Source organism: Methyloglobulus morosus KoM1 (assembly GCF_000496735.2).
Taxonomy (GTDB): Bacteria; Pseudomonadota; Gammaproteobacteria; order Methylococcales; family Methylomonadaceae; genus Methyloglobulus; species Methyloglobulus morosus.
The window spans coordinates 1-12,475 of record NZ_AYLO01000144.1 but is presented as its reverse complement, the minus strand read 5'-3'; the positions used below and the strand labels follow the sequence as shown (position 1 = coordinate 12,475).

The 12,475-nt window shown below is 44.2% G+C and carries 11 protein-coding genes; 2 read left to right on the top strand and 9 right to left on the bottom strand.

All coding sequences use genetic code 11. The annotated features are described in order from the left end of the window. Window positions 1-221: 221 nt before the first annotated feature. From MGMO_RS17080 to MGMO_RS17055, 6 genes are all read right to left on the bottom strand, one after another. On the bottom strand, window positions 222-1,010 hold the full coding sequence (locus tag MGMO_RS17080) for a hypothetical protein (RefSeq protein WP_023496325.1): 789 nt from the start codon (window positions 1,008-1,010) through the stop codon (window positions 222-224). 57 nt (window positions 1,011-1,067) lie between these two features. Continuing rightward, entirely contained in the window at window positions 1,068-2,597 is a 1,530-nt protein-coding gene (locus MGMO_RS17075) for a hypothetical protein (protein ID WP_235557317.1), read from the bottom strand. Continuing rightward, window positions 2,590-4,548 carry a c-type cytochrome gene (locus MGMO_RS17070; RefSeq protein ID WP_161808515.1) on the bottom strand — a complete coding sequence of 653 codons (1,959 nt, stop codon included), beginning with the start codon at window positions 4,546-4,548 and terminating at the stop codon, window positions 2,590-2,592. Before MGMO_RS17070 ends, MGMO_RS17075 begins: the two co-directional genes overlap by 8 nt. A gap of 365 nt (window positions 4,549-4,913) precedes the next feature. Further along, window positions 4,914-5,180 (bottom strand): transposase, encoded by a 267-nt coding sequence (locus MGMO_RS17065; protein ID WP_235557316.1) that lies wholly within the window; start codon window positions 5,178-5,180, stop codon window positions 4,914-4,916. Further along, the gene (locus MGMO_RS17060; RefSeq protein ID WP_023496321.1) at window positions 5,171-5,779 is read right to left on the bottom strand and encodes a helix-turn-helix domain-containing protein; all 609 of its coding nucleotides are present in this window, start codon (window positions 5,777-5,779) and stop codon (window positions 5,171-5,173) included. Before MGMO_RS17060 ends, MGMO_RS17065 begins: the two co-directional genes overlap by 10 nt. Window positions 5,780-6,026: 247 nt before the next feature. Next, entirely contained in the window at window positions 6,027-7,289 is a 1,263-nt protein-coding gene (locus MGMO_RS17055) for a vanadium-dependent haloperoxidase (protein ID WP_152976394.1), read from the bottom strand. On the opposite strand from MGMO_RS17055, the gene MGMO_RS19745 reads away from it, so the two are divergent. Next, complete coding sequence (locus MGMO_RS19745) at window positions 7,288-7,539, top strand: hypothetical protein (RefSeq protein ID WP_152976393.1); 252 nt, start codon at window positions 7,288-7,290, stop codon at window positions 7,537-7,539. The two genes, MGMO_RS17055 and MGMO_RS19745, sit on opposite strands and share 2 nt — an antisense overlap. Window positions 7,540-8,499: 960 nt before the next feature. Here the strand turns inward: MGMO_RS19745 and MGMO_RS17050 are convergent. The 3 genes from MGMO_RS17050 to MGMO_RS17040 all read right to left on the bottom strand — a co-directional run bounded on the left by MGMO_RS17050 (window position 8,500) and on the right by MGMO_RS17040 (window position 11,020). Then, a complete protein-coding gene (locus MGMO_RS17050; protein WP_023496319.1) occupies window positions 8,500-9,381 on the bottom strand; it encodes a peroxiredoxin family protein in 882 nt (293 codons plus the stop codon). A gap of 25 nt (window positions 9,382-9,406) precedes the next feature. Beyond that, window positions 9,407-9,979 (bottom strand): carboxymuconolactone decarboxylase family protein, encoded by a 573-nt coding sequence (locus tag MGMO_RS17045; RefSeq protein ID WP_036308560.1) that lies wholly within the window; start codon window positions 9,977-9,979, stop codon window positions 9,407-9,409. 90 nt (window positions 9,980-10,069) lie between these two features. After that, the gene (locus tag MGMO_RS17040; protein WP_023496317.1) at window positions 10,070-11,020 is read right to left on the bottom strand and encodes an alpha/beta fold hydrolase; all 951 of its coding nucleotides are present in this window, start codon (window positions 11,018-11,020) and stop codon (window positions 10,070-10,072) included. A 362-nt stretch (window positions 11,021-11,382) separates the two neighbouring features. Between MGMO_RS17040 and MGMO_RS17035 the strand changes: the two genes are divergently transcribed. Continuing rightward, window positions 11,383-12,279 carry a LysR family transcriptional regulator gene (locus MGMO_RS17035; RefSeq protein ID WP_023496316.1) on the top strand — a complete coding sequence of 299 codons (897 nt, stop codon included), beginning with the start codon at window positions 11,383-11,385 and terminating at the stop codon, window positions 12,277-12,279. Window positions 12,280-12,475 lie beyond the last annotated feature (196 nt).

Here is a 12,475-nt window from a genome sequence, read left to right as displayed (position 1 = left end):
AACCAACTCATCATCAGACAGTGAATGCTTTGCAAAATGTGGGCGTCCATGTAAGGTCTCAAGTGATGAAAAAATACAACAACCGTCCCCGGAAACCCTTATTTATACCCTTTTGGTACAAATCACCCTTCGGTCTTTTTTGCAGATACTTTGCGAAAGGCCGGATGATTATTAGGACTGCACTTCAGAGCTGAATCCGTTTTTTCGGATTAATCTGTTTTTTAATTCGTGCCTTTAAGATAAACGTATTTTTTTACCGTTTCTTGTTTTTCTTTTGAATAAAACCACATTTGAGAAATGCTGGTCAAGATTTGTAAGCCCATCGAGATGCCCATCAAAGCGCCACTGGCAACGACAACATAGGCAAAAGCAGGAATTGATTTCGTAATAAACCACGATAAGATATCCAATAACATCGCCACAAACGGAATGATCACAGCGACTCTTTTGACAAGGACATTCATATCGCAAAGGATAAAAATCTTACCTATAAAAAACAGGACGAACGCAATGCCGAACAAATGTATATGCGATACCCTAATCAAGGATGGCAAAGTTACCCCGCCGGCATGGGCAACCTCGGTCACACCGGAATAATGTGTCAGATTGGGCAGCGACGGATTAACGGCAGGAGAATGACATCCGATACAATCCCGGTTCAATATGGCGGCAATATGATCGTTGTATTCCTCTTCTGTAGCATTATTTTGTATCCATTTTAAGATCACATCCTTGTCGCTTTTATATTTTAAATTAGCCTCCATCGCCCCCTTAATTGCCGCACCTAAGCGGGTTTGGTCGGGAGAGCCGTGGTAATTGATCATCACATCATTGACGGATAAACCAGCCTTACCGTCGAGCCCTTGGTGGGTGTAGTACATATTCGCCAACGCAACGAGGTAACCGATTCCTATTGCCAATAGAAAACAGGTATTCAAAATTTTTTCGCTGACGGAAATATTTTTGAAGCGCCTATACGTATTGAAATGTATTTCTGTGGATTCGCCCATGATTTTTCCTCTAAAAAACACGCATAGCTATTTGCCTTAATAAAATTTAACCATGCGTTAAAACTTGACCATCCACTCGGTACGTAAGCCGTAAGCAATATCCTGGTTTTCTTGTCCGGCGACAAAAGAATCCAAGCGCAAGACATGGTGTGTTCCGAATGTATGTTGATAGCGGGCACCAACCCCAATGCCGCTTTCATCCCTATTGCTTTGGGTACTGGTACGACCCCCAATTTCAAAAATAAGCTGGCTATCGATGCCATCAAGAAACATCTGGTAACCGATTGCTGTGCCGATGGTATCGTCGATCGGTCGTCCAAGAGGCATCCCATAACGCCCCATACCTATAGGCGCATACAAGATCCCTAGGTTAGCTACCGGGCTACCTTGATCGGGACTACGAGCAGCCGACGTGAACCGATCTATGTCTAAAAACGTATTGAAATAAACGATGTTGTCAGTACTGGATAATGTATTAGACAGTTGGGATAGCAGAAGTACGCCGCTTCCCACCGTCTGCGACCCGTTACCTTCAGGTATGGACGCGTTGATTCGAAAAGTGCTGTTGAGCCAACTGAAACGTTGGGTCGATGCAGCCCCCACATACCAAGCATTTTTATCGTGGTCATCGTCAACATAAAGCAGATCCAGAGAGAGAGTATTGTTCAAGGCAGTATCAGCTTCAGCTTCAAAACCGAATAGATTTACGGAGTGTTCATGGTTGTTGTTTACAAGTGCGTTGTTGCCGCGATTGACGTTATTCCAGCCGTATAAACCCGTGATGCGGAGATTTGATATGCCATCAAATACGAGGGAATTACGGGTGATTCCGATCATATCGACGATGTCGTTCATGAGCATTCCGTCCTGAAGTTGTAAGCGTTGCCGACCAATGGAAAAGCCTACATCATAGGCATGGGAATCAGTTGGATCTAATCCTGGAAATATTTCTCCTAATTCGCCTTCAAAATAGAGCTTAGTCAATCTGGCGTTGAAATCGTCTTGCCAACCGTCTGTATTGTTGGGTTCGAAGTTGTAACCGCTATAGCCTCCGGCTTGACCATCAAGTGGACGCATGTAAAAAAAGACACGCTCTGTACCTGATAAATTGAGGTTACCGTTCAAATCTAAGCGATTCGCCCATTCGACGGTATTTCGATCACCGTTGTCGTAACTTTGTACAGCACTACGGAAAGTACCGAAAATTAAAAACCAGGGTTGGAGCATTTGGCTTGTCGGCGTTTTTACGCCAGGCTGGATAGTGCCGTTCCCCAAGAACGGGTCGCCGAGTTCAAGTAGCGGTCTTGGTCGCTCCACAGTTGTTGCGGGATAAGGTACAACTTTGTCCGATAACAGCAATGAGGCTTTGTCGTTCAACGCAGTACCAGTCGGTCGATGATAAAAATCAACAGAGGTACGTCCTTCGGAGATAGTTGTTTGGCCTGCTTGATAATGCGTAGACGATACGCTAGGCAACTTGTTTACCTGCTGGCTTTCTTGAGCCGCCTGCGACGGGCACACAAAGACTGTGAAAAGCGCTATCCAACAAGACGCCTCAAACAACGGCTTGATAGTGATTCTATTCAATGACAACATGACGTTCCCACAACACACGGTAAAGGTCAACCAACTTGTCGCCAACTGCACGCGTACTGAGCCCGTACTCAAAGCCTACGCCTGAAATGGCATTGATCAAATGTGGCGGTAGTTGCCCTGCCACGAGCTTGATATTCAAACGATAGGGCATTCTGCCAGTGAGGTATTTCGAATCAACATGATAACTCGCGCAACGATTACCATTGGCCTCGATACTTTTCTTTTGCAACCGAAGGTCGCGCAAGCCACCAAAAAGCAACGATGGTGCGTCTGATGGCCGCGTATAAATCAAAGGATTCAAGGAATAATTAGCCGGCAGCACCTGTTCGCGCYCCCCACCATGAATAGTACCTACCAAGATTGGGGAGCGCAGGTTAAAAAGCTGTTCGTCTCGAGGCAGACTGCCATTGTGTACATACAGAGAATGGATATCGCGGACATCTCCGTTGGGATCAAGGTCGCCGGAGCGAAATAATTCAGTCCCGTCGGCATCGATAACCGTGACTTGTAAAAAAACATTACGTTCAGCGATTAGTCCTGACGGCACGCTGTGTCCGTCGGTCAAGTTCCTGACCTCGATGTCGAACTTAAGGCCATTCGTTTTTTCAAGAATTTTGATGCCACCAAGCCCGTAACCATTGCGCATCAAGGTCGTAGCGGCAGTTCGGTTTTCATCCAATAACTTCAACTGTTGTTCGATAATTTCCCGTGCTGCTTTACGTTCTTCGGGGGCTGCCCAAATACCGGGAAACTTTGTGTCTTTGGGCACGTTGTTTTCAAATTGTTCAGTTCCCCAACCCGCTTCAACATCAAAGGTCAACCACTCCTCCGGTTTTGCAAACTCTTGCGCTTCCGGGTTGATGGGGAAGATACCGGGATGAACTATAGAACTGTCAGGGCCAGGGAACATATGGTTGGTTCGTCGGGCAGGCCGAGTTTTCTCACCGCGGACAATCGCCGCTGACGCATGTGGGTACTCGGAAGCAATTCCGGGGGTCGGTCCCATGTGACAACTTTGGCAGGTTTCACCGCGTTTAGCCGAAGGGGTCTGTTTGAACTCGCTAAACAAATCCTCGAACCGGATACCGTTAACGAGGCGCACGTCATGGCAACGACCGCAAAATCCCGGTTGCGAAACCTGCTCAAGTAAGCGTGCTTCTCTGTGGGTTTTAGGCGGGTTGTCCGAATAGGCATCAAGCACGTGCTTAAGTTCATCGCCTTTCCGTGGGCCGTAAATTGGGCTCGTGATGTCTCCCGATTCAAGAGGAAAACGTCCGGTAATCTTGCCGTATGCCTCAGGTACCCGGTGGCACACGACGCAGGTAATGCCTTCTAATGCGACTTTGGAACGATTGCTATTACTTGTGATAATAGGCTCACCGGTAAACATGCCAACTTCGGTGTGGCAACGCTCGCAGAAATCACCCAACGTTCCCTTGGTCAGTTTCACCAACGTCGCTTGGTAAGCCAAGAATGTAGGGCTTATCTGTGCGAACGCATGGCGCGAAACCGACCATTCTCGGTAAATTTCTTGATGGCAGGCACCACATTCTTGGGCAGAAGGAAATTCGGTTTTTTTGAACAATTCATCATGGGCTTGGTCACCGGTTTGATTCGCAACATCGCTCTTATTTGCATCTTGGGGCGTTGGTGATTGAGCCTTCTTGTGACCAAAGTCAGATCGGATATAGTTGACTACATGCCAGACCTCATCTTTAGACAACTCATTTTTGAAACCGGGCATTGGCACACGGCCTACCCTGATTTTGGTGTAAATGGCACCGTCAGACTGGCTTAAGATGTTCGCATCCGTTAAGTCGGCCACCTTTTTTCCCATATAAGTAGCCATCGGCCCATCGCCTTTGCCGGTTTCTCCGTGACATTGCAAGCATTCTCGCAAATACAATTTTTTGCCCGAAGCCAATGAATCAGTATCTGGCATAGTGACATTTTCAATCCGCGCAAGCCGTGGTGAAACGAGCCATTGATCGGAATTATTCTGCTCAGCAGCAATAGTTTGTGTAGACAGTATTAAAATAAATAAAACTATACTTGTAACTGCAATAAAATTTATTTTTACTGATTTATTCATCTTTATATACACATGAATATAAATTAGAAAATTTTCGTTTTAAATATACTTTTGGGAAACTTTTAAAAAGATCCAGAAAATACAAGGTATTTATATAATTTGGCATGCCTATTCACCAATTAACCACATCATTTATTTATAATAGCCCTTGCTAAACTGTTGGGTTAATATCCATCCCGGTTCAATGAAATAAATATAGGATTTTATCTAAGTATTCACGTGAAACTAATTTTAAAATTTGACCCAATCCCCGCCATGAGGTTTTGCACTTGTTCGAACAGTTCCTCTTTTGACCAAGTGACAAACCGCCGCCAGTGGTACTTCAGGTGCTTCCTGACGATCTCGATGGGGTTGAGTTCCGGGCTGTACGGCGGCAAGTGCATCAGCACCAGGCGGTGCTCGACCAACCATTCGTCCAATTTTTCGGGGTCGATGTGGTGATGGGTGCGGGCATTGTCCAGCACCACCAGCGTCAGCGGCATCCTTTCGCCGCGCCTTGCGATGCGGTCGACCAGGGCGACCACGGCATCGCGCCTGACGGGCTGGCCGTGCAGGTCGTGCCGGTGGCGTAGTCCAGTGCACCGACCACGTTGACCCGCGCCCTGGCAACGCCTGAGGTTGGCCTGTGCGGCCTTGAACCGGTCGGGGCAGCGTTTTTTTTCAACGACAGCCGCGTCCGGATAAAGGACAGCCCGCGTTTTTTCAGCCCGCTGGCCAGGCTGGACGGCGGGGCGTCTGGGTGGCGTTCGCGTAACGCTTGGTCAATCTGCGCCAAGGTGCAGGGCGCGGCGCGGGCGACGGCCTCGGCGGTGTCCAGCAGCACCGCCGTCAATTTCGCGGGCGCGCCGCCTTGATGCCCGTCCAGCAAGCCCACCAGCCCCTTGGCGTGCCACGCCTTCGCCCAATTGTAAGGCGTCGGCAGCGTGACCCCGAGGATGTCCGCCACCACGCGGGGCGGATGCCCCTTGCCGAGCGCCAGGATGCCCAGGGCACGGCGGCGGAAATCAGCATAGGGGTGGTGGTCGGCAAGTTCTTGCAAAGTCAGGCGCTCGGGTTCTGTAAGCTCAAGGGGCGGCAACATATAAAGTTAATGTGTCAGTTGAAAACCTTAAGCTTAGACTATGTTTTTAAAACAGTTAGATGTTTATACTTAGTTAATTTTTGTCATTAATATTGTGAACTTCATACCCGAAAAAAATACGTATTTTTCAAGATTTGTCGAAACCAAACTAGTCTCATAAAACAAAATTGTTGCAAATTGAGTAGGAAAACCATGCAAGGTTTTCCTACTACAAATACCCAGGTAATTGACTTTAATTTCTGGTCAATTAATTGTCATGGGAATGGGAATGATCATCTGAATGACCATGATGGCTCTCTTCATTGAAAAGACTAAGCGTCTTATTCCAAGCATTTTGACCAATAACACGACCCAACTTACGGGATTCCAAATCACCGTCTATAAAGTGGATACCGCCAAAACGTCTGGAAATACCTGCTTCGTCCGCTGCGTCGCTGAATGTTGCCCAATACAGGACTGTGTCATTTGTTGGGACTAAACCGGGTTCCACTCTTGATGAACCTTTTGCGATAGTGACGCTACCGCCAAAGTTGTCATTACCCGTAAACAGCTTTAATGTTTCCGCTGCGGCGGCACTAAAAACGCTATGTCCAGAAATGTATTCAGCGAATGGGGGGGTCACGACATTAGCCGCTTGATAAGGCTTCCAATCTGCGCCATCAACTGTCCCTTGCCAGGATTCAATTTGTTGCCCCGCATAGAGAAAATGAATCGCGGTAACAGGTCTTACATAATCAAAGAAACGTTTAGCGTCCCAACTTGCGATACTGGCATCGAACACTGCATTGGTCATAGCAAAGAACATTTTAACGTCTTGGTCTACCGTGTGGTGGTCACGGTCAGAAACGTATTCGGCAAATAATGTCCAATGACCTGGAGGAAGTTCTGAGGCAGGGCCATCCGCCCAGTATTCGGCGATGACTTTTTTCTCATCGGTTAATTTTGCGCTATACTCCAAAACTTGTTTTGCTTGCAGTTGATACCGCTCTGGATCTTTAAAATAGTCAGCAGGCTTTAGCAAAGTCTTACGGAACTGGTTACCTGATTTCATTGCGAAAGGAATAACATTTCCCCAATGCGGTGTAATGAACTTCTGAACATTACCGTTAATTTCCAATGGTTGCCAATGGTTGGGATTGTTAATAGCAGTCGGCGTGTTAACAGGGGAGTACCCCGTATAATCCGAATAGGCACCTGGATTCAGATCGCCTAATTGGTTGGAGCCGTCATGGTGGCGAAAATCTAATACGGCTTTAGCTGTAACATTGCCTATTCCAGCAGGCGTTGTCGTATCAGTGCTGTTATCGCTTGGGTTGTATCCGAGTGTTGTCATTAAAGCGTTAAAGCTGCTAACTTCAGTCGGGAAAAGGTCTGATAAACATTCGTGCGCGGCAAAACTTAGCGCTTTTTCTTTGTTTGTATTAGTACTCTCGTTGCTAGGGCGACGTAGGTTGTTGCCATAACGGGTGCCTTTGGCCTTTATGTCATAAGCTGCCCAGGCATCGTACATGCAAGTATGGGTTATCGCCAAAGCCCGTGCAACAATAGGTGGGCCTGGATGTGTAATGCGTATCGCTTCCAAAGCTGCTTCATTCCATTGGGTAACGACTGTATTGCCTGCCGCAAATACGGTAGGGCTTGTTGCTAACAATGCCGTTATTGATGCGGATAGCAATATATTTTTGCTGTTTTTATTACTCATAAATTATATTCCTACTAAATTAATATTTTTTATTAAAAAAAATGTGAAAACACTATAAACAAATTAAAAGGCTACTTTCGGAATAGCAAAAATCTTACACAAGGCAAAGATTTGTAAAGCTAAATACCAACAATAAAATATCAAAATATGCACCTGTTTTCTGTGAAAAATTAAATATTAATACTTTGAAATATTTACTTGTACACATAATTTTAAAGTAAATATCCGGCATTATTAAACTCAATAAATAATCGGAATATAAAGCTTACAAACCATCATTCAACTAACCTATAACCACTTCTTAAATAGCCAACGACATATACTTTTAAATAAAAAATATAGCTTAATTTTTGCATGTAAAAGCCCATAACTTCTATACCTAAGGCCAATATCTATTTATTGGAAGTTATAGACAAAAATTATTAAGCTACCGTTATACACTTGTATTATTATTCAATTAGTTATCGATCAAATGCTTCATTAATTAACCTAAAATTTGTCCAAACGGAGCTACTAGACACCCACCTTGTAGCGATGTCCATATTAAATATTATTACAAACAGTTGGAATACCGTTATTTGTAATTCTATTCTTCAATTTTGAAACAAAAATTTACATGAATATGACATCATAGATATGTGCGTCATAATATTGCCATCTTAACTATACAATATGCGTAACATTAGATTGTCCACTCAAGCTTTTAACTGTCATTTATGTGTAAATTTAGAAGCGCCTTTGCTAAATGAAATTACAAAACAATCTGAAGATCGCGTTGGTTAATCACGCGTAAAGGGATGGGACTTTCGAAGAATGTTTTATGAATAAGGACAATAGTATTATTGAGGTTTAGCTAAGGCGTGTCCCTATCGCTTTAGATTTTTGCCGCTTGCTTTTGGCAAAATGCCCAAAGCAAGCTATCCACAACTAATTTTTCAGATTTGATCAGAATCGGAAGAGTGAGTCTGCCGCATGGGATGAAACAGCCAACTCTTGCCGTTATTGGAGAAGAGAGCAATCAAGCATCAGCCATGACAACCCGTTTACGAAGAACTTCCAAATACACATCGGGTTCAGGCCGTACTCGGTAATTGTCAGTTTCGTGAACCCAAATAATTTTGCCATTTGCATCGGTAATTATCACGGTTGGCATTACGGTTTCACTATCATAGCCCATCATTTGCATGCCCATTGGCAAACCATGATTTTGGTCAATCCCTAATGTTCGGGCGGCTGCATTGCCTTCATCAGTTAAGAATTCGAATTCCACGCCATATTTTTTAGCCAGGGCCACCGTATTGGCGTGAGGTTGTGGAGAAATCAGGGCAACTCGTGCACCTAGCGCATCAAGATCTTTATATTTCGCCACCAGCTCTTTGACTTGAGCCACGCATAAAGGGCACCAATTGCCACGGTAAAAAATCAGGATGGTAGGTTTATCGGTTAACTGGCTTGATTGCAAAAGTGTACCGTTGGCATGTTTAACAGTAAAATTTGGCAAGGAAGAACCTACTTTGAGCCTTGGACTTGGCTTGCGTCCATAGTTTGAATACCAATAGACATACAATAAAAAACCGCCCCATCCAATTAACGCCAATATGGGAGCTAACGGGCCAATTGGCACAAATACGCTCACGCCTTGTCCGTGCCAAGCCCACGCAGCCATCCCGGTACCCATTGCACCCAAAAGATTGATGACCGGAAAATGTTTGCTAGTTCGTGCCGCGTTCTTAAACATCATTAGCCAGCCAATTAGCATCATCAGTGGTGCAGTAGCCAACAAGACACCGCCCCAGGCAATTATGTCAGCGCCATGAAAAATTCTCCATCCGGCATATCCGGCAATTCCCATCGCCACCATCATATAATTGCTAATAAATATTGATTTAAGTAGATTCATGGTTTTCTCCTCTTAGAGTTTATGTTTATTTTTCTTGCCATATATAATTTTCGAAAAACGGGTCAATTGAAGTGTTAAACACATGGTTTATATAATTGCTTATCGTTTTCACCGCGATTCCAAGAATTATTTCCAGGATTTGTTCCTCTTTGTACCCCGCTTGCAGGAACTCCCTCACTTCAGAATCGATTGGAAGGCCACGAGATTGCAAAAGCCTACGGGTAAAGTTTGAAAGCGCTGCAAGCTTTGGATCTTGGATAATTTCTCCGTTGCGGATGGCCATTACTACTTGGGCAGGCACATGTGACATTTTGTCTGCGATCATGGAATGAGCCGCTATGCAATAACCGCAGCCATTTTCTTTACTAATCGTTAAAAAGACGACTTCCTGCTCGACAGGGGTAAACCCAGAATGCTCCCTGAATTGGTTATATCCAGAGAAATAGGTTACAAGCGCACCCGGAGAGTTAGCCATATTTCCATAAAGATTTGGAATAAAGCCCAATTTTGAATGGGCAGTCTCCAATACCTCTTTCGCACCATCGGCTGCGTTCGCCAAGGTTTTTGGTTCTAAAGTTACGGTCGCTTTGTGCATCATTTGCTCCTCTTTTGCCTAAATATCGGCTACTATTTTGATGGTTATAAAAAATTACGTTTGTTCACAGCCGCACTAACATCAAGCCTTGATTTATTGAGCAGGAATAGACATTAACTCTAAGATTTTGGCGACGACAATTCTAGGCTGGTCTTCTTGCAAATAATGGCTCGATTCCTCAATTGGAACGATTCTTTCTGGAGGAATCTTTAAATCCCGTGCAAATTGGGAGGAAATTTTTTCAAAATTTAATACCTTGTCTTTCTTTCCCCACAAAAGGATCACAGGGCCTTGATATGCTTTTAAGATCGCTTGATAGCGTGGAAATTTCTTCACGATTGAGTCGAAATTTTCTGCTATCAAACGCATGGGCCGTGTCGTGCCTTCATGGATTGGCCACCAATATTGCGCTATATCTTCGTCAGTTAATTTCTCTGGAAAGGCCGAGAATTCGGACAAAAACTTTCGTGTCAGTGACGGCCCCATTAAGTTTCCCTCCATCATGCTACTCATGGTGCCACCCATCACACCTCCAAGCATTTTCATTTCTGACGGTGGATTAAATCCTTCCGAATAAGCTGTCGTATTTAAAATAAGAAGCCGTTCAAATCGTTCAGGATGAAGCCCCATCATTTCCCAAGCGACTACGCCGCCTAAGTCATGGACAACGAAATTAGCTTTGGCTATTTTTAAATGGTTCATCAACGCAAATGTTCGTCTGGCATGCGCTTCGAATGCATAAGATGTTGGGTTGTCAGGTTTATCACTCGCACCAAACCCCAGTAAATCTGGTGCTACCACCCTGAATCCCTTATTGACCAAAGGGTCGATAATATTTCTATACAAATAAGAAGAAGAAGGAAGGCCATGAAGCAATACGATCACTTGGGCATTTTGAGGGCCTTTATCGGTATAAGAAAGTCGGTCGCCATCCACTTCAAAATAAGATAAAGAATTTCTGCGATCCTCAACTGATTTTGGAATTGAAGAACAACCGTCAATTACAAAAAACATTAAAGCTATTAAAATAAGTCTAATTTTCATCCTTAATATCCTGTTAACACTTAAATAAAATAAATTGCATTTTCTTTAAAATACGGCTTAATGTTTTTTTATCAGCCCATAAAATATATATCTTTGGGGAAATTATCATTCCAACCGTACTGGTTCATTCAGCGTTGCCGCCTTATTTCGATTAAATAACATCATGGCGAATAAGGGCACGGGCAGCGTTGCGACTTATTGCGCGGATTTACTTATGTGGCGGTATCTTATGCGCATCGAAAATGATTTGGAATATGTATAATTGCTTCATAGGTATGCAAAAATGAAACACTTTTGGATCGACCAAGGCGACTTTTTTTTATTGCACACCAGATTTTTTCAACGACAAGCAACTATACGTAATGGCTAACTTAAATTGGGATGATGTTAAATATTTTTTAGCCTTAAGCCGTTTCGGCTCCGTTCGTGCTGCCAGTGAAAAACTTGAAGTCAGCCATTCGACGATTGCGCGGCATGTTGAATCGCTGGAAAATTATTTAGGCGCACGATTATTTGATCGGTCGTCTATTGGTTATGCGATCACCTCGGTGGGTGAAGAGGTGTTAGGTATAGCCGAACAAATAGAAGAGGATATGCTTAGTCTGGAGCGGCGCATCGTTGGTCAAGACCAAAAACTCAGTGGCGTTATTCGAGTTACAATGGGCGATGCCCTGAGCACGCATTTACTTATGCCACATTTTGTTGAGTTCTGCACAATCTACCCCGATATTACCCTTGAAGCCGTTATAACCTACGAACGACTTGACATAGGCAGACGTGAAGCCGACGTTGCGTTGCGATTTACGAAAAATCCACCCGATAATCTTATAGGCAAGCGACTAGTCAACATTTATCATTCTATTTACGCATCAGAAGAATATTTAATGAAGCACGATTTAGAAAATGGCTCAACAGCCCGATGGATTAGCTATGTTGGTGATTCAGGCTTTCCTGATTGGGTTAAAAAAACAGATTATCCACATTTGCCACTTCAGGGAATTTTTAAAAGCATGCTGCTTCAACTTGAAGCGACAAAAGCGGGCATGGGCATATGCAAGCTCCCATGTTTTCTAGGGGACGCGGAGCCTGCTTTAAGACGCGTACCTCCAGGTGAAGCAAGTCCGGCTTATGATCTTTGGTTATTGACACACACGGATATGCGTAAGACAGCAAGAATACGGATTTTTTCTAAATTTCTGACTGAGGCCATCCTTAGCCATCGGGAGTTGATTGAGGGCGAAAAAACACAATCTTTTTGATTACATTTCGTCGTTCTTTTTATCAACTTCGTTATTTAGCCGTTAGCGAGGGCCATATGGTCGAACCTTATACAGCAATCTATGTTACAGGTATGAATAATCTCAATATTTTCACGAACCGGGCCCAGATATGCTTGGTATATAAATTTGTCAATGCTAACCGGCTTTCGGTAATCGCTATCCCATAGCCAACATC

What these genes read in the sequence shown, in the direction of transcription:
- MGMO_RS17055 (WP_152976394.1), bottom strand. Translation starts at nt 7,289, where the DNA reads ATGTACGATGCCTGGGCAGCTTATGACATAAAGGCCAAAGGCACCCGT.
- MGMO_RS17035 (WP_023496316.1), top strand. Translation starts at nt 11,383, where the DNA reads ATGGCTAACTTAAATTGGGATGATGTTAAATATTTTTTAGCCTTAAGC.
- MGMO_RS17050 (WP_023496319.1), bottom strand. Translation starts at nt 9,381, where the DNA reads ATGAATCTACTTAAATCAATATTTATTAGCAATTATATGATGGTGGCG.
- MGMO_RS17080 (WP_023496325.1), bottom strand. Translation starts at nt 1,010, where the DNA reads ATGGGCGAATCCACAGAAATACATTTCAATACGTATAGGCGCTTCAAA.
- MGMO_RS17060 (WP_023496321.1), bottom strand. Translation starts at nt 5,779, where the DNA reads ATGTTGCCGCCCCTTGAGCTTACAGAACCCGAGCGCCTGACTTTGCAA.
- MGMO_RS17065 (WP_235557316.1), bottom strand. Translation starts at nt 5,180, where the DNA reads ATGCCGCTGACGCTGGTGGTGCTGGACAATGCCCGCACCCATCACCAC.
- MGMO_RS17045 (WP_036308560.1), bottom strand. Translation starts at nt 9,979, where the DNA reads ATGATGCACAAAGCGACCGTAACTTTAGAACCAAAAACCTTGGCGAAC.
- MGMO_RS19745 (WP_152976393.1), top strand. Translation starts at nt 7,288, where the DNA reads ATGCAAGTATGGGTTATCGCCAAAGCCCGTGCAACAATAGGTGGGCCT.
- MGMO_RS17040 (WP_023496317.1), bottom strand. Translation starts at nt 11,020, where the DNA reads ATGAAAATTAGACTTATTTTAATAGCTTTAATGTTTTTTGTAATTGAC.